The 20,093-nt window shown below is 71.0% G+C and carries 7 protein-coding genes; all 7 read left to right on the top strand.

Annotation, left to right across the window (positions count from 1 at the left end; all coding sequences use genetic code 11):
- The first annotated feature begins 27 nt into the window (after positions 1 to 27).
- The 7 genes from CAP37_RS19185 (at position 28) to CAP37_RS19155 (ending at position 20,016) form a co-directional block, all read left to right on the top strand.
- Positions 28 to 1,017 (top strand): MerR family transcriptional regulator, encoded by a 990-nt coding sequence (locus tag CAP37_RS19185; protein ID WP_086125979.1) that lies wholly within the window; start codon positions 28 to 30, stop codon positions 1,015 to 1,017.
- 244 nt (positions 1,018 to 1,261) lie between these two features.
- On the top strand, positions 1,262 to 1,879 hold the full coding sequence (locus CAP37_RS19180) for a hypothetical protein (protein ID WP_086125977.1): 618 nt from the start codon (positions 1,262 to 1,264) through the stop codon (positions 1,877 to 1,879).
- A gap of 33 nt (positions 1,880 to 1,912) precedes the next feature.
- On the top strand, positions 1,913 to 2,404 hold the full coding sequence (tssD, locus tag CAP37_RS19175) for a type VI secretion system tube protein TssD (protein ID WP_086125975.1): 492 nt from the start codon (positions 1,913 to 1,915) through the stop codon (positions 2,402 to 2,404).
- Positions 2,405 to 2,420: 16 nt separating this feature from the next.
- Complete coding sequence (locus tag CAP37_RS19170) at positions 2,421 to 13,136, top strand: DUF6603 domain-containing protein (RefSeq protein WP_086125972.1); 10,716 nt, start codon at positions 2,421 to 2,423, stop codon at positions 13,134 to 13,136.
- A 7-nt stretch (positions 13,137 to 13,143) separates the two neighbouring features.
- Positions 13,144 to 15,150 carry a hypothetical protein gene (locus CAP37_RS19165; RefSeq protein WP_086125969.1) on the top strand — a complete coding sequence of 669 codons (2,007 nt, stop codon included), beginning with the start codon at positions 13,144 to 13,146 and terminating at the stop codon, positions 15,148 to 15,150.
- Positions 15,151 to 15,164: 14 nt separating this feature from the next.
- Positions 15,165 to 16,199 carry a hypothetical protein gene (locus CAP37_RS19160; protein WP_086125966.1) on the top strand — a complete coding sequence of 345 codons (1,035 nt, stop codon included), beginning with the start codon at positions 15,165 to 15,167 and terminating at the stop codon, positions 16,197 to 16,199.
- A gap of 7 nt (positions 16,200 to 16,206) precedes the next feature.
- Positions 16,207 to 20,016 (top strand): hypothetical protein, encoded by a 3,810-nt coding sequence (locus CAP37_RS19155; protein ID WP_086125964.1) that lies wholly within the window; start codon positions 16,207 to 16,209, stop codon positions 20,014 to 20,016.
- Positions 20,017 to 20,093 lie beyond the last annotated feature (77 nt).

Here is a 20,093-nt window from a genome sequence, read left to right as displayed (position 1 = left end):
TGACGGGGTTCATTGAAACATTTGTCCATGACAAACTCAAGCTCTGGCAGCGTCAACTGGTACACCATCGCCGACATCGAGCGCGACACCGGTTTGTCCAAGGACACCCTGCGCGTCTGGGAGCGGCGCTACGGCTTTCCCGATCCTCAACGCGACCCACTCGGCGAACGACGCTACGACGATGCCCAGCTGGCCAGGCTGCGCCATATCCGGCGCCTCATCGACGCGGGCCACCGGCCGGGCCAGGTGGTGCCGCTGCCGCTGGAGGCGCTGCTTGAACTCAATACGCAGCCCGCGCCGAGCCGGATTCAGACCCGGGCCCGTCGCGCGATGGCCGCGGCACCAGCGCCTTCCGCGCACGAGGAACACGAGGTCTGGTTGCAGATGCTGCACCGGTACGACGCCAGGTCGCTGCGGCAAGCAATGGACGAGATGCTGCAGGCGCACGGCATCGCGCGCTTCCTGCTCGAAGGCGTGGCGCCCATGAACGAGCTGGTGGGGGATGCCTGGCTGGCCGGTCGCCTGGCGGTGCACCAGGAGCACCTGTACAGCGAGGTCCTGCAGTCGATGTTGCGGCAGGCGATCTCGCAAGTGAATCTGGCGCGTCCCATGGCCGCACCACGCGTGCTGCTGACCACCCTGCCCGGCGAGGAACATGGCCTGGGCTTGCTGATGGCGGAGTGTTTCCTGGCGCTCGAGGGTTGCGAGACGGTGCCGCTGGGCGTGCAGACGCCCTTGTCCGACATCGTGAACGCGGTGTCGGTCAGTGGCGCCCACATCGTCGCGCTGGGCTTCACCGCGGCACAGAACCCGCGCGATGTGCTGGGCGCACTGGAGCAGTTGCGCAGCCGGCTGCTGCCGGAGGTGAAGATCTGGACTGGCGGCCGTTGCCCGGCCCTCAGCAGCGTGACGCGCGGCCCGGCGCGTTCGATGGCCGGCTTCCAGCACCTGGCCCGGTTGCAGGACATTCCCACTGCCGTGGCCCTCTGGCGCGTGCTCGTGCAAGAGGCCCGCTGACCGGCTGGCTGCCAGGCGCGTGCAGCGCCGGCGTTTCAAAAACTCACAATGTCCCGCTTGCCTGTGGAAGGCGGCGAGATCAATACTGCGCCTGATCAAAAAACGGCATGTGCCCGAGCAGGCACATCCAAACGGAGCGCAGGCAGTGGCGCCCAACAGCCACGCCGAGCGGTCCGCTTCATGAGGGGGGTCTCATGTCGCCCATCCGCCGCCGCTGTCACCGGCCCTTTGCGTGGAGCGGCTGATGCCTGTCTCACCCGAAACCCGCAAACTTCGCGCGCTGGCCAAGACCCAGCTGTTCGTGATGGATCTGCCGCTGGCCGACGCGTCTGGCCTGCTGGCCAGCCAGTTCGGTGGAGCCGATCTCAAACAGCCGGTGGTGTGGCGCGATGCCGAAAGCGAGTTGCTGGTGAACCCCGCCCGCACCCGCGTGCGCTACGCGCCCGGTTTCGTGTTCGTCGAGCTCTCGGTCTTCACCGACCAGACCGGTGACGCACAACTGCTGCTGACCTACAAGATCGGCGGTTCGCCCAACGAAGCCAGCCTCACCGCCGTGGCCGAGTCGCGCCCGCGCGGCGACGCGACGCTGGCCGCGCGTTGGGCCGAACCCGTCACGTCGCTGGTGTGGTTTGCGCTGCTGCGCTGCGGGCAGGTGATGCTGGGCCGGCGGCGCGCCAAGTCCCCGCTGGTGGTCGCTGGCGTCTACACGCTGGGCAAGGTGCTGAGCTTCATCGCCACCGAGCCGGTGTCCACCGCCGCACTGCGCGACTACTACGCCGACGTGCGCGCGGGCGACCAACCGCTCGACCTTTCCATTCTCAATCGCCGCTATCTGGGCAGCGTGCCACTGGTGCGCCGCTGACCCGCCGCCGTCACCCACCGCAGGAGCAATCCCATGGCCGACACCATCGCACTCACCCTCACCGCCGCCGGCGAAACCGTCGAAGGCGACAGCAGCGTCACTTCGATGGACCGGGCCGACACCATCGAGGTGCTCTCGCTCGAGCAGCAGGTGTCCACCGCGTTTGATCGCGCCACCTTGTTGCCCACGGGGCGCCGCATCTACGCACCGATCCGCTTCACCAAGCTCATGGACCGCGCCACGCCGTTGCTGCGGCAGGCGCTGTCGCAGAACCAGGTGGTGTCGGGCTCGTTCCGCTGGTTCCGTCCCAACCCCGCCGGCACCGGCGGCGCTCAGCATTTCTTCACGCTCGATTTCACCGATGGGCGCATCACCAAGTGCACGCTGCGCCTGCCCGACACGCTCGATCCCGCGCAGGCCACGCTCGCACCCATGGAGGAAGTCGAGCTGACCTTCGCCACCATCACCTGGACGCATGTGCCGGGCGCGGTGGAGCACACCGACACCGTTCACACCTCGGCCTGAAGCTGGCGCACCCGCCATGTCCGCCAGCTTCGCTTCCGATGCGCTCGACCCGGTCGTTCGCCAGGTCGGCGAGGTGGCGGGCCTGCTGCGCGCGGGTGCTGGCGACAGCGTCGAGTTCAACGAAGCCTTTGCGCGCGACCCCGCCGCCGAACTCGCGCGAGCGCTCAGCGAGCGGCAGGAAGAAGTCATCGAACTGCTGGGCCAGCTCATGGGCCAGACCGATGGCGAGGTGCTCGGCCTGCCCGCTGCCGGGGACGAAGACCGCTGGATTCCCATTCGGGGGCCCGATGGCGACACCGGCCTGTTCCTCGTCATGCGCAGCGCCACAGGACGCCTGTTCGTCGGCGTCGGCTGGAAATGGAGCGTGACCGAAGGCGACCTCGTGGTGTCGCTGTGGGCGCACGTGCCGCTGCTCTCCACCGACGGCACCGGCCCGGGCACGCGGGTCGAGATCGCTTCCGAATCTGCGCCGCTGCGCCTGGCGGCCGACGTGTCCCTGCGCAACGGCTTCGGCACCGCAGGCCTGGCGTTTCGCGGCGTGCGCGGCAGCATTTCCATCACCGGCATCGAGCGCCCGCCCGATGTGGCGCTGGTGCTGCTCGGCCTGCAGTTGCCGGGCGAGGCGGCGCCGCGCGACCGCTCGCTGGCCGATCTCATCAACCTCCCTGGCTCGGCCTGGATCGAAACCGCCGTGGCGCTGTTCACCGCGCAGTTGCGCGCGGCAGGCGACGCGGGCGCCGACCGTGCGGCGGCGGTGGTCGACGAGTTGCTGCCCTTGCTCGGCATCAGTGCGCCGGCGGGTCGCCCGCGCCTGCGCTGGGAAGATCTGCCCACACGCGGCACGGCGGTGTTCGACGACTGGTTCCTCGCGCTGGTGGGCACGCCGGGTGCCATGGTGGGCTGGCTCGGCCACTGGCAGCAGCTGCTGGTGGCCGGTGTCGGCGCGCCCGTGCCCATTGCGGTGGAGGGCGCGGGCACGCGCCCCGATCCCTGGCGCGTCGGTGTGCGCGTGGCCGAGGTCGAGGCGCTGGTCACGGCGGCGGTGGAAACGCAGGCCAGTGGCCAGCGTTTGCTCTACCTCGGTTTGCGCGCGGGCTCCATGCCCATTCCCCTCGCGGGTCCGCTGCGGCTGGTGTTCGGTGGCGCGGCCGAGGTGGTGGCCATTCCCATCGGTGGCCCTGGCGCACTGCGCGCCTTGCCCTCGCTGTCGGTCGGGCTTACGCTGGCCAGCAGCACCGGTTCGCTGGTGGACCACACCTTCGGCGCCGGCGATCCGCTGGCCGCGCTGGCGCGCCTGCGCGTCGGTTCGCTGCAAGCCGGCTTCGGGCTGGACGCCAATGGTCAGCCCGCACCCGTGCTGCAGCTGCGCGGCGTGGAGTGCGCGCGTGGCAGCTGGCCGCTGCTCGACCTGTCGTCGGCCGATGCGGTCATTGATGGCCTGGGCGCCGTGGTCGGCAACGCGATCCAGCAGCAGATCGAACAAGGCCTGGGCCTGCTCGATGGGGGCGCCCATGCCGGGCGGCGCATCGCGGCGCTGATCGGGCTGGTGCCACCAGCCGGCATCACCGGTGCCTGGCCCGTTCCGCTGCTCACCAGCGTCGACCTCATTGCGCAGTTTCTCGGCGACCCGCTCGGCGCCATCGGGCGTTACCACGCGAGTGCGCTGGTCACGCCGGTGGCAGGTGTGCCCGCGTGGCGCCATCTGCTGGCCGAGCTGGGCGAGCTGCTGCGCATCGAGGGCGTGAGCGCCTTGCCGCTTCGGGGCAGCGGGAGCGCCGCCGATCCATGGCGGCTGGAGCTGGCCGCCACCGACGCGGGCGCTGTGGTGCTGCGCGCAGAAACCGGCCTGCTCACCGGCCGCCCGCAGGTCAAGCTGGCGGCGGCCTTCGAGCCGCGCAGCCTGCAGGTGGATGGGGTGCAACTGTCGTTTGCGGTGCTGGCCGAACTGCTGCACCTGGATCTGGCGCCGCCCACCGGCACGGGCACCGCACAGGCGGCCTGGTTGCCGCTGTTGCGCGCCGAGTTGCGCCTGCACGGCGCGCTGCAGACGCCGCCGCTGGGTGGCCTTGAACTCAGCGCACAGGCCCTGGGCGCCGCGCTGGAATGGCGGCAGGTGGGCGGGGCTCAGTGGCGGGTGGCCCTGACCGCCCCCGGCGCGCGATGGCTCGCTGGCGGTCGCGCCATGGTGCTGCCCGACCTGGTGCTGGACCACAGCGGCATGACCGGCTGGGCGCTGGACGCGCCCGACCTGGGCGGCGCGCTCGGCGCGAACACGCGCGACGCGGTGGCCGAGCTCGCGCAATACCTGCTGGGTCACCTCATGCTGGAGCACGGTGGCCCGGCCGGTTTTGGCCTGTCGGCGTTGCTCGGCCTGTTGCCCGAAGACCCTGGCATCGCGCTGCCGGCCTGGCGCGGTGGTGAGGCCGGCATCGCACTGCCGGCCGACTTTCCCCGCCTGCAGCCCGCCGACTGGGGCGCCTTCTTCTCCAATCCCGCACCCGTGCTGCGCGCGCATGTCGCGGCCATTCTTGCCAACCCGCGCCACGCGCTGCCGCTGCTGCGCTGGCTGGGGCTTGCGCTGCAAGGCCTGGCGCCCACGCGAACGCGCGAAGGCGAGCTGCTGGACTTCGAGCAGGCGCGCAACGGCCTGGGCGATTTCCCGCACGACCCTGCGCTGGAAAGCACGGACGCGCCCGAGGCCAATGGCGATGCGCCGCTCTCGTTGCCGCGTCTGGAAGACCTTCCCTTCACGCTTGAGGGCGCAGGCACTTTCGAGCAACCGTATGCCATTGGCCTGCGCGCCGCCAGCGCACGCGGTGTGCAAGGCCTCGTGTGGCTGGACCCTGAAGGCCCGCCCGAAGGCGATGCACTCGCGGCCGCCATCGCCACGCTCGCACCCGCCTTGCGAGACCTCGGTGCGCTGCCGCTGGCGCAACTGGCGCCCGCTCTCGACGTGCTGTCGCGCCTGGACGCCGGCATCGCCGATGCCCTCTCGGGTGTGCTGCCCGCATCGCTGGGCACCGGGCTCGCCGCGCTGGAAGATTTTCTGAGCGGCAGCGATGGCCTGGTGCTCTCGGCCAGCCAGGTGCCACCCGCCGCCAGCGGCTGGAGCGCACCCGCCGCACCGCTGGCCGCCAGCCATGTGCACGCCCTGGCAGAGGCCGAGGTGGTGGCCGAGATTCGCCGCCAGGTGCTGGCATGGGACGCGGCCGGCACCGCGCCGGTGCTGCTGCTCGGCGCGCCGTTTTCCAGCAACGCCGCGTGGGCGCCGGTGCAAAGTGCACTGGGGGGCAGCACCGCCACGTTCAGCTTCCGCATCGCCGGCACGGCACCCGAAGCCGTGAGCACGGCGCCCCTGGCGGGCACGGCGCGCCTTACCGCCGCCGAACTCGCGGTGTGGAACGACGCACCGGGCCTGGCACCCGGTGCACGCGCCGTGCCGCTGGAGGCGACCGCGGGCGTCAGCAGCCAGGCCGAGCAGGTGGCGCGCCTCGTGCAGCGCATCGCGCAGGCGCAACCTGGCCAGCGCATCGTGGTGGTGGCGCACTCAGCCAGCGGGCTGGCCGCGCGAGCGGCCCTGCAGCGCGCAGGCATCGCGCCGCTGGTGCGCGGTCTCATCACCGTGGGCACCCCCCACATCGGCACGCCGCTGCCCTGGCTGGCCAACCCGCCGTTGACCGAAGCGCTCGGCGCGCTCCAGCGGCTGGGTGCTTCCGCGCCGCTCGCGGGCAGCCTGCGCGAGGCGCTGGATGCGCTCTGGGGTTTCGTGCGCGAGCGCGCGCCCGATGGCGCGGCCTGGCTCTGGCCGGCGCAGGCCTTCGCGCCGGTCGGTGGCCTGGCCTTGCCGGCGGGTGTGGATGGCCACGCGATCGGCTTGCGCCTCGCGGGGGCGTCGCTGGCGGCCAACCTCGGCGAGTCCATCGCTGCGCGCGCGCAGCAGTTGCGCGACGCACAGGCCGCGCGCGCACCGGTGTCTCACATCGGCTTCGGGCTGGCGCTCGCACCGGCTGTGCCGGCGTCGGAAGGCACGCTGCGGCTGCGCACCCACGCGCGGCTGGACCTGGCGCGTGTGCAGGTGGCCACCGGCGCCCACGCGCGCAGCCTGCCACGCCTGGTGCTCAAGGCCGAGCTCTGGCGCAGCGAAGGCTGGCTGGTCGGCGGTGCCAGCACACGGGTGCGCGTGCGCCGCGCCGAGCTGGGCTTCGACATCACCGAGGCCGGCATCGTGCCGGTGTTGCGGCTGGTGGACGCGGCAGTGGATGGTGTGCAGGCGCCGCTGGCCACGCTGCGCCGCCTCACGGAAGGCGGCCCCTGGGTGCCCGACGACCTGCTGGTGCCCGCACTCGATGCGCTGCTGGCGCAACTCACCAGCGGCAGCGGGCGCGACGCCAACGTGGTGGCGCTCGCCCGGCTGCTCGCCAGCGTCGAACTTTTAAAGCAACGCGTGGACGGCGCGGCCGACGACAGCGGTGGCTACGCCATCCACCCCGAAGGCTGGGCTTCGCTGCTGGCCGATGCGCCGGCCTGGCTGGCGCGCGAACTCGCCGCCGTGTGGCCCGACGCGTTGCGCCGCGAAACGCTGGTGGCACACCTGCGCACGGTGCTCGGCCTCACGGCGAACGACCTCTCGCGCCTGCTGCTCGAATCGGCCAGCGACGAGCCCGTCTGGCGCGCCTTGCGCACGCTGCTGCAGGCCGTGGGTTTGCTCGAAACGTCGGCGCGTGGCGCCATGCCGTGCCTGACAGCCTGGCTGGCGTTGCTGCGCGATCCCGTGGCCTGGCTCACGGCGAATGTGCGCCCGTTGCTGGTCGATGTCACCCGCCGCCAGACCTTGCTCAATGCCCTGCGCAACCTGCTGGGCGTTCACGACGTGGGCCTGTCGGAGGTGGCGTTGCCGCTCGGCGGTGGCGTCTCCCTGTATGTGCAGGCGCTGGGCCGAGTGGCGCTGCGGTTCGACACGCGCATCGCCGGTGCGCTCACGCTTGGCGGCGACCTCGCGCTGGAACTGTCGCAGGGCGCCGCGCAGATCGCACTGCGCGTGCAGCCCGATGCGGTGGCCACCGGCCTCAGACTTTCGATCGATCTGCCGGCGGGCGCGGCCACCGCGCAGTGGGGCCTGGCCGTTGACTTCAGCGACGGCGCGCGCACCGCCCCCTACGCCGCGCTGCCGCTGGTTCCCCTGCCCGCCGACCTGCCCGCGCGGCTCGGCGATCTGCTGCCGCGCCTCACGCTCACCACGCTGGCCAGTGCGCTGCTCGATGGCGTGGTGCTGCCACGCGTGCCCGAACTCGCCGGTGTGTTGCAAGCCCTCGGGCTGGCTTCGCGCGCCGTGGGCGGTGAGCGTGCGCGCGTGCGCAACCTGGCGCGCGTGGTGGCCGATCCACTGGGCTGGCTGCAATCCGAGGCCACGCTGTTCCGCGCGCGCACCGCCGGCACCGGGCTGGAGCTGGACCCGGCGCGCGTGATCGCGCTCACCCGCGACCTCTTCAACACCTTCGGCCTCACCGACAGCGCGGGCGACGTGCACCTGCCGCTCAACCTGCGCCTGCGCGGTGTCTCGGCCCCGCAGGCGCGTTTGCAGCTGGAGACCACCGCGCCCATCGCGCTCGAAGGCGGGGTCACGCTCGGCGGCAGCTTTGAACTCGGCTGGAGTGCGGCCGGCAGCTTTGGCGCCGGGGGCAGCCTGAGTCTGGGCGCACCGCTGCCCGCCGGCAGCCCGTGGGGCAGCCTGGTGGTGCAAGCCGGCATGGTCGACGACGCCTTCATGCTCGCGTTGGGTCCCGAAGGCGCGCCCATTCAACTGCTGCCGTTCGCCGGCTTCGACGCGTCCACCGCGGGCGCGCTCGCCGAGCGGCTGTTGCCCACGCTGATCGACGCCACACTGCGCGCGCTCTCGGCCTCGGGCGATGCGTCGGTGGCCGCTTTCGTCACGCAGCTGCGCAACGCGGCCGCCGCGCTGCAGGTCGACACCGCCGCGCGCCTGCAGACGCTGGTGGACGACCCGGTGCTCTGGATGCGAGGCCGCTTCTCGGCCGCGAACGCCCCGGCTTCGGTGAGCGCCATCGCAGCGTTCATTCCAGCCGGTGCCCACATCACGGCGGTGGGCGGTGAACTGCGCTTTGCCCCGCCGGGTTCACCCGTGGTGCTTGGGCTCGGTCGCGCGGGTGCCGGCATCGGCCTGGGCGTGGAGCTCAACGTGGACCTCGGCCCGGTCACGCTCACGGGCGAACTGGCGGTGGGCCTGAACGACGCCGGCACGCCCGCGCCCGAAGTCACGGTGACGCTCGGTGCGTCGGTGGACGAAGGTGTGATCGAGCCCGGCGGCGTGTCGATCCGCCCGTCCATCGGTCTGGCCATCGGCACCGGTGCGGTGAGCCTGTGGCTCTACCCGATCGGCAACGTGCCGGGCTCGCCCGATTTCCGGCTCGACGTGCTGCCCGCCTTTGCCTTTGGCGTGGACGACGGCGGCACCATTGAAGACGCACTGCTCGCGCTGGCGCGCCGCGTACTCGTGCCGGTAGCGGTGGAGACCGTGCTCGACACCGCCGAGGTCACTGGCTGGCTCAACAGCGATCTCGGGCGCGGTGTGCGCGCCGGCCCCATTCTGCAAAGCGCCGGCCTGCTGGTGGACGATGGCGCGAGCGGCTGGAACCTGGTGCCGATCGACGAACTGGTGAACGACCTCACCGACGCCAACGGCCCGGTGGCGGTGGTGGAACGCCTGATCGGCGCCGCGCTCGAAACGCTGGCCACCGCGTTCGACACCGAGCCCGTGGTGGACTTCGGCGTGGTGGGATCGGGCCTGTTCGTGCACCGCGAAGGCAGCAGCGCGCCGAAGCTCTACGGCCTGCGCGTGTGCCTGCCCGAACTTCGCCTGGGTGAGGACCCCGAGATCATCGTGCGCCTCGGTGGCGATACCGACTGGGTCGCTGCCGCCGGTGGGCCGGCCACCACCTTGCCTGGCCTCTCGCTGCTGCTGCTGAAAGACAACGGCAGTGGCAACCCGCGCTTCCAGATCGAACCGGTGATCGAGCTCGCCGGGGTCGGCATCGACGTGAGCGGCCGCGCCGACGAGCCGCTGTTCGACCTCAGCGGCTTCCAGCTCGGTGGCGTCGAATCGCTGCTCTACCTGCGACTGGAACTGCCGCTGAACGCCAGCCCGCGCGTGAAGTTCGGCGTCTACGGCGACCTCGAACACATCGCCATACCGCTCGGCAGCTCGGACAGCAACCCGGTGGCGCAATCGCTCATGAGCGGCAGCGGTGGAGACAGCGCGCCGGTGAACCCGCGCTTCTCGGTGCGCGCGGCCTACATCGAGAACTTCTGGCTCGAACTCGGCGACACACCCGGACGCAACGAGGTGTGGTTCCCGATCCAGCGCACCTTCGGGCCGGTGAGCATCCAGCAGATCGGCATCCGCTGGATCGGTGGGCCGGATCTGAAAGGCGCCATCCTGCTCGACGGTGGCGTGGCGCTCGCTGGCCTCGCCGTGGGCGTGGACGATCTCTCGCTCACGATTCCGTTTGCCGACATGGGCGACCTGTCGAAATGGGAACTCGGCCTGCGTGGCCTGGCGGTCAGCTACGACGGCGGCGGCGTGCGCATCGGCGGCGGCCTGCTGCAGGCCGACCTGGGCGACAGCGACGACGTGCGCTACGACGGTTTCCTGCTGGTCGAGGTGGGCGGCAAGAGCTTTGTGGCGCTGGGCTCGTACGGCGTGGTGAACGGCGACCCTTCGCTGTTCGTGTTCGTGGTCATCGGCATTCCCATCGGTGGGCCGCCCTACTTCTTCATCACCGGCCTGGCCGGGGGTTTTGGCTACAACCGGGGTCTGGTGGTGCCGGCCATCGAAGGCCTGCCGCAGTTCCCGCTGGTGGCGGCCATGAGCGATTCGTCGGCCGTGACCGCCGCGCCGATGGATTTCCTGCAGCGCATGGGCCCGGCCGTGCCGATGGAGCGCGGCAGCTACTGGTTTGCCGCCGGCCTGAAGTTCAGCTCGTTCGCGCTGGTGAACTCGCAGGCGCTGCTGTATGTGCTGCTCAACCGGGGGCTGGAGATCGGGCTGCTCGGCATGTCGAAGTTCGAGCTGCCGCCGGCGGTGCCGCTGGTCAGTGTGGAGCTGGCGCTCAAGGCGCGCTTCTCCACCATCGAAGGTGTGATCTCGGTCGAGGCGCGCCTCACCGACAACTCCTGGGTGCTCTCGCGCGACTGCCGCCTCACCGGCGGTTTCGCCTTCTTCATCTGGTTCGCGGGTGAACACGCGGGCGACTTCGTCATCACCATTGGCGGCTACCACCCGCGCTACACACCGCCCGACCACTACCCGGTGGTGCCGCGCCTGGGCTTCAACTGGCGCGTCTCCAACTGCATCTCCATCAAGGGCGAGGCCTACTTCGCGCTCACGCCGCGCCAGGTGATGGCCGGTGGTCTGCTGGAGGCGGTGTACGACAGCGGCGACGTGCGCGCCTGGTTCCGCGCCTGGGCCAACATGTACATCCAGTGGCGCCCGTTCTGGTTCGAGGTGGAGATCGGCATCTCCATCGGCGTGTCGGTCGACACCTGGCTCGGGCGCGTGAAGATCGAGACCGGCGCCTCGCTGATTGTGTGGGGCCCGGACATCGGTGGCGAGGTCACGGTGGACGTGTTCGTCATCAGCATCACCATCCCCTTTGGGGCCGACCGCGTGGTGCCGCAGGAGGTGCTGTCGTGGGACCAGTTCCGCACCGCGCTGCTGCCACCGGAAGACGAGAAGCTGTTCGCCGGTGGCATCGAGCGCGGGCTGGTGAGCGGCAGCCCGGCCACCGGGCCGTGGAGCGTGCTGCCCGAGTTCGTGATCCGCACCGAGAGCTTCATTGGCGCCAGCGAGGTGCGCCCGGGCAGTGGCGGCATCGACCTCGGGGCGCGGGGCACCCTCGCCATCGACATCAAGCCGATGAACCGCACCGGTGTGTCCAGCGTGCACCATGTGCGCGTGCTCAACCACCTGGGCCAGGACGTGACGCACCGCTTCCAGGTGTGCGAGGCGCTCAGCGGCAACGTGGCGCGCGCGCTGTGGGACACCGATACAGGCCAGCCGGACCGCAGTGTGATTCCCGCCTACACCGGCATGCGGCTGGTGGCCGAGATCGACCGCAACCTGCTCGACCACACCGACCCGATTCCGTGGGAAAAACTGTTCGACACCGGCGTGGTGCACCCGCTGCCGTTCGCGCGCGAGCTCGACCTGCGCCACACCGTCAGCGTCTGGGCCAATGCCTCGCTGGCGCTCGATGCGCACGCCGCGCAAGGCAGCCAGGCGATCTGGCAGGCGCAGCAGACCGTGCTGGCCAGCGCCGAATGGAAAACGCGGCGCAGCGCCACGCTGCAGGCGCTCTCGGCCGAAGGCGTGCGCGTGACACCTTCCAACCGATCCGGCGACGTGATGCCGCGCGGCAGCTTCCGGCGCGCACGGCGCAGCGCGCCGCCGCTGGTGCGCTCACTGCACGAAGGCCTGGCGGCGGACGCCGTGACGGGTGTGGACACAAAGGTTGTGCCGCCGGTGGCCGACCCCGGCGTGCAACGGCAGCGCATCGTGCCCGTGCTCGACGCCGTGATCCGCCAGCGTGTGGAGCCCACACTGGATGCCGAGGCCAACATCCGCACCACCGTGTCGCCCCGACGCAAGGAAGCGCTGCGGCTCGATGCCCACCGCATGGCCGAATTGCTGGCGCCGCCCATGGCCGGCGCCGCCGTGATCCTGCAGGGCAATGCCACCGAACCCCGCGCCACCGGCCTGGCCATGGCCGCGCCCAAAGTGGTGCGCTCGGGCACCGCCTCCGTTCGCGAAACCGCCTGGCTCGATGCCGTGGGCCGCGCAGCATTGCGCAGCGAGAAGCCCATCGACCTCACGCACCGCAGCCTCAAGGCCAAAGCCGGTGCCCCGCTGGACCCCGGCAGCACACTGCGCTTTGTGCTGCCCTCGCGCGACGTGGAAGGTGAGCCGCCCACGCTGCACCTCACTGGCGAGGGCGCGGCGCGCATCACCGTGCTCGACCGGGGCGGCGAACCGCTGCTGGACGTGGAGACCGTCGGCCGGGCCAGGCAGGCCCTGCCCCAGGGCGCCTCGGTGGTGGCCGTGACCGGACTGGGCCGCGTGCGCGAGAAGCGGCGCACGCCAGCGCTGGGTGCGGTGACGCTGGCCGAGGCCACGCACGCCGTGCCGGTGGTGGGCTGGCAGTCGCACAGCGAGCTGGTGGCCTTGACCGACACCACCTTGCTCGCGCGCGGTGCGCTGTTGCGCCTGTCGTCCACGGCGGGTGCCGCAGCGCGGCGCGGCACGGTGCGCGCGCATGAGGCGGTGAGCCGCCAGACCGGGCTGCAGACACTGCTGCCGGTGGGCGTGCGCAGCGTGGTGGTGGTGCTCGACGACGGGCCGGGCGAACCCAGCGGAGACCTCGCCAGTTCGCTCGGCCTCTCGGCGCGGCATGCCGAGCTGGCCAGCGAGCCGGAGGTGATTGCCGCCGGCGGCCGCACGGTGCTGGTCTACGAGGTGCAGAAGACCGACGTGGACGCGCCGTGGATCGAGATTTCGCTGGCCTTCACCACGGCGTGGAGCGTGTGTGGGGTGATGGGGCTGCAGGCTTCGCCAGACGTCTGGGTACCGCTGTTTGCCGAGTCGGAGCTGGACACGCTGGTTGAAGACGGCCCGCTGTCGGCCACAGGCAGCTTGCGGCTGCATTTCACGGAGCACTGAGACCACCATGGCCACCCTCCCCAACCCCGCGCGCGGCGAAGTGGTCTTCCACGCCGTCTGCCGCCCTGCCCTCGGCGCGGGCGAGTATTCGCTGCGCGTCTCGCACGAACTGAAGGCCGGCGCCGCCCGCGTTGACACCGGCTCCAAGCCGCTGCCGCCCGAGCGCGTGTACCCCTTCGCGATCGACGCACCGCGCTTCACGATGGACCCGTCGATGATCCACGCGGTGTTCCCGCCTACCAACGGGGTGGGCAGCTATGTGTCGCGCCTGCCCATGATCGTGCTGCGCCGTCGCACTCTGCCGTGGGAACGCCAGCTCGCGCCGGGCGATGCCACGCCGTGGCTGGCGGTGCTGCTGTTCGAGAAGGGCGAGGCCACCACGCTTTCGCCCTGCACCGTGCGCGATGTGGTGCAGGGCGCCAGTAGCCCGCTCTCGCCGAGGCTGAGCCTGCCCGACGTGCCCGAGGCGATGCTGAACCAGCCCTGCCTGGGCCTGGAGATGCCGCTCGATCTGTTCCAGGACATCGCGCCGATGCAGAGCGAGATCGGCCTGCTCACGCACGTGCGACAGGTCAACACGGAAGACAAGGAGCTCATGGGCATGGACGACGACGGCTGGTTCGCCGTGGTCGTGGGCAACCGCTTGCCCGAGCCCGGCAAGAAGTACGAAGCCTGCCTGGTATCGCTCGAAGGCACGCAGGCCTTTCTGCCCACCGAGGCGCAGACCACGCCACTCACCGCCGCCGATCTGAGCCGCCCGGTGGTGGCCGATTTTGCGGACAAGGCGCAGGTGTGGAAAAACCTGGTGGTGGCGAGCGACCCGAGCCTCGATGCATCGCAGGTCGAACAACTGCTGCTCGACCACATGGAGCGCACCGGCTCGGCCTACCAGTGGGCCGGCGATGCGGCTGCTGCACCTTCGGGCGTGGCCGCGCAGCAGCCACGCACTCGTGCTGCGGGCGCCACCGCCATGCGGCAGCAGCAAGTCAAGGGCAAGGCCACCAGCGTCTCGGGCAACCGCCAGTCCGCGAAGAGCAGTGCGTGGATCGAAGTGGCGCAGTCCGACAAGGTGGTGGGCTCGGCCATCAACAAGGGCGGTCGCGCGATCGGTATCCAGCTGCTGATGCCGAAGGTGCGCCTCTTCATGCTGGCGCAATGGAGTTTTGAATGCCGCGAAGGCGGCGACTTCGAGGCCATCATGCAGGCGCTGCCGCGCAACGGCGGTGTGGCCATGCTGGGCCTGCCGCCCTCGCTCGCGCAGGCGCCGGGCGGCACGGGTGCCGCGGTGTGGCGCGCCGCGCTCGACACCGGGCATGTGCCGCTGCCGCACCTCACGCGCGACGGCGAACAGACCATTGCCTGGTACCGCGGCCCGCTTACACCGGTGGGCGTGCGCCGCGAAACCGTGGGGCCGTACCACCACGCCGACCAGGCGCGCCGCCTCGACCCCGCCACCGGTCTGGAGAACCTGGGCTACGCGGCCGCGTTCGAGATCGGCCGCCTCATGGCGCTGGGCGACCCGCGCTTCGCGCTCGACCTCATGCACTGGCGGCGCGATGGCCGCCTGTCGCTCGACACCGCGCTGTTCAACCGCCTGATCACGGCGCGCCTGGCAAGGCCTGGTCTGGTGCTGCCCGAACTGCTCAACCCGCGCGCCATGTTGCTGATGCCGCGCATCCTCACCAGGCTCACCGCACGCTCGTTCGACGGCCTGATGAAGGGTGGGCGGCTGGGTGCCTTGCGCGATCCCACCGGGCTGGTCGCGCTGCGCGAGCGGCTGCCCGGGCTGGACGCCACCCAGGTGGCCGAAGCCAAGGGGCTGGACGTGGTGGTGGTGCAGAGCCTGCTCGGCGGCCTGACGCTTGCCGGCACCGTGCTCGACGAGATCGGCTTCGCCCAGATGGCGCCGCAGGAGGCGCGGCTGGACGTGCTGCTGCAGGACCCGCAGCGCCATTTCGCGCCGCAGGTGCAGGCCTTTGAAAGCCGTCTGGGCGGTTTCCGCCGCCCGCTCTGAACACCGGGAAACCCATGGACAACTGGCTCACCACTCCGCTCTACCTCGGCGCCTTGCGCACCGAGGAACGCCCCGCGCTGGCGGCCAGCGCCGAGCGCATGCCCGCCGCGCTGACCGACTGGCTGGCGCGCCTGCGCCTGCTCTACGGCGTGCCGTTCAACTACCTCGTGCCCGACAGCCGCCTGCTGCCGCAGGAGTCGGTGCGTTTCTTCTACATCGACCGCAACTTCACCGATCGCCTGGTGGATGGGGCACTGAGCGTGGGCAAAAGCACCACGCGCGAGTACGCACAGGCTCAGGCCACCCACAGCGGCGTGCGCGCCAAGGTGGATGAAGAGGAGCGAGTGCTGCGCCCCCGGCTGCGCAAGACACCGGGCATCGCCCGCATCGTGGCGCCGCAGCCGGCCGATCTCACCGGCCTGCTGCTGCGCTCGCGCGCTGTGTCCGGCTGGCCGGGCCTGGAGGTGAAGGCCTACCGCGACATCACCACCGCACGACCGGAAGGCCGGCCGCTGCCGCTGCTGCGCATGGACCGCCTCGCGCCCGACGTGCTGCTGTGCGTCTTCGAGGGCGTGCCCACGCGCGTGGACGTGGAAGAACCGCGCGAAGGCATTCAGTTCGGCGTGGACCTGCAGGACCGCAACGGCGATGGCCTGGTGGAACCCTCGGCCGACACGCCCAGTGGCTTTCGACTCAAGCTGCGCAAACTGCGCGGCGCCAGCACCGGGCAGACCGTGGCCGGCAACCGCACCGTGGCGGTGCCGGTGCGCCGGTCGAACCGGCGCGTGCTGCACGTTCGTGCGCTGCGCGATCTGCTGCAGCAGCAACTGGTGGCCAGCGGCGATGCCGACGCGAACCCCGGCACGCTCACCTCGGGCGAGCTGGCCTTGCAGATGTTCCAGTTTCCGTTCCAGCAGCGCTTCGAGGGCAATGGTTCCGGTGCTTACACCGCGAGTTCCCAGTACATCGATACGGTGCTGCAGGTGGCGGTGATCGCGCAGCCGCTGAGGGTGGAAGAAGTGCGGGCGCTGTTCCCGCTGGCGCAGTGAGCACACCATGGCCCAACGTCTTTTCCAGACCGAACTCCTCGCCCGCAACCTCGCCATGGCGCACGGCATTGCGCCGGCCACCGCGCTCGACTGGGACGAAGGCGCGTGGCAAGGCGCGCGCGTGCTCGTGCCCATCGTGGTCGAGGCACTGTCGCTTTCCGCTTCGGTAGCGAGCACCGCGCAATGGGCTTCCGTGGCGGTGGACCCCTTGCAGGTCGGTGCGGCGCGGCCCGATCCGTTCGACACCCACACCGGCCGCCCTGCCGGCGTTCACCTGCACTGGGCGCTGCCCGATGGGTTGACGCGCGGCGAACGCAGCAACGCTGCGCCCGACGCGCCGCTGGCCGCATCGGCCCAGAGCGCCACCGAGCAGCCGGACGTGCGCGATGGCACGCGCACGCGCTTCTCCAGCGTGCCCGACCGCTGGCTGGTGGTGCGGGTGCAGGCCGGCGCCACGCAGACATCGCCCCGGCGCGCCGCCGCCTGGGTGGTGGCCGGTGCGCTCGACCCCGCACGCCGCCGCGCCGTGCCGCTGGCCGACTGGCGCGAAGACCGCGCCAGTGCAGCGCCTCCAGTCACCGCCATGGGCCCGGGCGATCCCACCTTCGCCGTCTACTACGACAACACGCAGAATTTTCTCGCCTTCCACGATCCCCTGCAGGGCGTGGCCTCCGGCCCGCTCACCTACCTGGTGTGCGGCTGGCACGCGCGGCTGGAAGACGACCCGCTGCACGCGCCGACCACCGAGCAGCAGTGGCTGGGTGTGCTCGAACGCCTGGGCTGGATGGTCGACGCCGATGTGATCCGCACGCTGCGCAGAAAGGCCATGGCCGAGCAGCGCAAAAACATCCTGAAGAGCGCCGATGAGAGCGAAGAGGGAAAGTCCGGCGTCGAGATCGGTGCCCGCAACGCCGATCGCGAAAAGGTGTCGGTCGGCACCGGCTTTGCGCAGTTCGCGCGCACCCACGACAAGACCCGCTACGCACGGCAGAGTTTTTTCGAGCCCTACTGGCCGCGCCAGATGCTGTGCCACGGCGCGGTGTTCGATGTGGCCTGGGGCGGGCGCGGTGGCGGCTTCGACCACCCCTCGGCCGGTGTGCCGCCCGGCGGTTCGGTCGGTCTGGCGGTGGGCCACACCGCGGCGCAGGCACTGGCCGCGCTGTCTGCGCGGCAGTCGGGCGATGCCTCCATGGCGCGCCTGCTCGACGCCTTTGCCACCGGCGCGCTGTCCGATCTGTCGCAGCAGAGCGGCATCGCCCGGCTGGAAAACCACCTGCACGCGGAAGATTTTTCTTCCATGCCCGGTGGCTTTGTGGTCGACCAGATCGAGCAGGGCGACGAGTTCGCACCCGCTTCTGGCGCCGAGACGCCGCCGGCGCCGCGCCACACCGCGCAGGCCGGTGACGGCGTGGTGCGGGGCGACAAATACGAAGGGCGCGAGATCAAGGTGAAGCGCAGTTTCTACAAGGCCGGCGCCACCCTGCAGGAACTGCAGTCTTCGATGTCGGGCAGTGCGAAGCGCGCCGCCGATGCCGCGCCGCAGGCCCAGGCTCGCCGCAGCGAGACCGTGCGCCGCGCCATGCCACGCTGGTTTGAACCGCGCGATCCGGTGCTGCTGATCAGCCAGGGGCGGCGCGCCTACAAGCACGGCGAAGATCGAGGGGTGGATGGCGTGCTCGGCTGCCGCATCAGCGGCCAGACTGTGCGCCAGCTCAGCGTGAACCCCTGGGCCGAATTCGGCGGCGGCATCCGCAACGGCCCGCTGGTCGATGTGGTCGGCAGCGACCTCTGCACCGACGACCTGCGAAGTGGACAGATTCCTGCGGAGTGCGGCGCGCTGTTGCACGAAACCCTGTTGCTGGACCCCACGGTGGTCACCGTGGCGCGCGATGTGGTCATCAAGCGCGCTGGCGCTCAGGCCCAGCGGCTCAAGGCCCGCGTACTCACGCCAGCGGCCACCGGCAAGCGCGTGCAGGTGGAGCAATCCATGTGGCTGGCCGCCGCGCTCGATCCGCAGATCGACCTGCAGGCACTGGCCGCCGTCTCCGGCCTGCAAGGCACCCTGCCCAAGCCCATGGCCCTGCAGTTCTGGCGCCGTCCGTGGACGCCGATCGAACTCGCCTGGGAAGTCGCCTGGTACCCATCGCCCGGTGCCGAGCGCGACTGGGTGCTGCAGCAGACCGACTTTGCGCTGCGCACCGGCGTGCCCACCGGCACCGAGGGCGTGCCCGCGCTCACCCTGCGCGGGCGCAGCCTGCTCACGCCGTCGGTGGCGCGCACGCTGGAGCGGCAGCTCAAGCGCTTTCTCGACGACGAAGCCAGCGGCGCGCGCGACGAAGCCACGCCGGCCGAAGAGGCCGACCTTGCGCGCGTGATGCGCGACTTCGCGGGTCTGGACGTGCTCGGGGCTTCGCTCTCTGGCGTGCACGACGTGCTGATGGCGCGCCAGCCGGTACCTGGTGTGGCCGGCACCCCCGCGCCGGACGACTGGCAACCCGTGCCCGATGCCACCGCGCTGTGGCTGCTGCGCGCCGGGCACCTGCGCGTGCTGCGCGCGCGCGTCATCGACGCCTTCGGGCAGTTCCACGACCTCGTGGCCTCCGTGCTCAACGCGCCGGTGCGCGCGGAAGACCTGGTGAGTCGCGCCGGGCCAGCCTTTCTCGCCATGCCGCCGCGCGTGCAGGAGCCGGCGCGCCTCATGTTCCGCCTGCTCGACGCTGCGGACGATGCGCGCGAAGCCACCCGGCTGCATTCGCCGGTGTGCGGCTGGCTGGTGCCCGATCACCTGGACGAGGCGGTGGAAATCTTCGACGCCGCCGGCCAGGCGCGCGGGCAGCTTCAGCCCGCCGACGATGGCCGCACGCTCGAATGGCAGGGCGTGCCCGGTCAGCAGGACCCGCTGGGTGCACCGCCCGCGCTGGCGCAGCCGCAGCTCGCGGGCGTGGTGCAGGGCCTGCTCGCACACGGCCTGCGCGACCGCGAGCGGCTGGCCAGCGACGCGCCCCCGAGCGAGACCGCGCTCTCGGCCCTGCTGCGCATGATCGACGCCACGCTCTGGAGCACCGACCCGGTGGGCCGCGCCGGCAACGAACACCTGAGCCTGCTGGTGGGCCACCCGCTGGCGCTGGTGCGCGCGGAGTTGCGGCTGGAAGTGCAGTCCGACCCACGCGCAAGCAACTGGCAAGGTGCGCTTTACAACGATGCGCGCGCCGAACTCGAACGCACGCCGCTGCCGGTGCGTCTGGGCGAAGTGCTCGCGCTCGACGACGGCCTCATGGGTTACTTCGTCAACGACGACTACAGCCGCTTCCACCCGGTGCACGAATCGCTCGCGCCACAGGCCCGGCCCAGCGGCCCCGGCGAAGGCTACCTCGGCTCCATGGCCCTGCCGCCCGGCACCGATCCGCGCGCGGTGGAACACCCCTACATCGACCGCTCACCCCTGGTGGAGATCCGCCCCGGCCAGCGCATCCGCCTCACGCTGGTGCTCGACCCGCGCGGCGCGGTCCACGCCACCTGCGGCTTCCTGCCGCGCAAGAAGATCGAGCTGCTTCGGGAGCACGTGGCGCCCGCACTGGAAGCACTCGCATTCACCTTCCGTGTTGGCCCGGTGCTGGTCGACCCCGACGCCGTGCGCATGCCCGTGCCCGCGGAAATCGCTGGCGGCTGGAGCTGGGTGCGCCGCATCAACGTGACCACCTGGCAGGAAGACCCGGTGGTCAAGGCCAGCCAGGACGCCCTGCTGCCCGACGCCCCGGCCATGCTCAGCGAAGGTTGGCTCAAGCTCAGCGGGTCGCTGGCGAAACCGCCGGAATGATTTTGAAGGGCTATCCCGCACCCATACCCCTGCGCAACACGATGATTTCTAAGAGGTTTTTCCCCCACCGCATAAAA

Source organism: Hydrogenophaga sp. IBVHS1 (assembly GCF_002127265.1).
Lineage (GTDB): Bacteria > Pseudomonadota > Gammaproteobacteria > Burkholderiales > Burkholderiaceae_C > Hydrogenophaga.
This window is presented reverse-complemented; position numbering and strand designations above follow the sequence as displayed.

Excerpts from the sequence above, each read along its gene's own strand:
- CAP37_RS19180 (WP_086125977.1), top strand. The coding sequence starts at position 1,262 with ATGCCTGTCTCACCCGAAACCCGCAAACTTCGCGCGCTGGCCAAGACC.
- CAP37_RS19185 (WP_086125979.1), top strand. The coding sequence starts at position 28 with ATGACAAACTCAAGCTCTGGCAGCGTCAACTGGTACACCATCGCCGAC.
- CAP37_RS19155 (WP_086125964.1), top strand. The coding sequence starts at position 16,207 with ATGGCCCAACGTCTTTTCCAGACCGAACTCCTCGCCCGCAACCTCGCC.
- CAP37_RS19160 (WP_086125966.1), top strand. The coding sequence starts at position 15,165 with ATGGACAACTGGCTCACCACTCCGCTCTACCTCGGCGCCTTGCGCACC.
- tssD (WP_086125975.1), top strand. The coding sequence starts at position 1,913 with ATGGCCGACACCATCGCACTCACCCTCACCGCCGCCGGCGAAACCGTC.
- CAP37_RS19165 (WP_086125969.1), top strand. The coding sequence starts at position 13,144 with ATGGCCACCCTCCCCAACCCCGCGCGCGGCGAAGTGGTCTTCCACGCC.
- CAP37_RS19170 (WP_086125972.1), top strand. The coding sequence starts at position 2,421 with ATGTCCGCCAGCTTCGCTTCCGATGCGCTCGACCCGGTCGTTCGCCAG.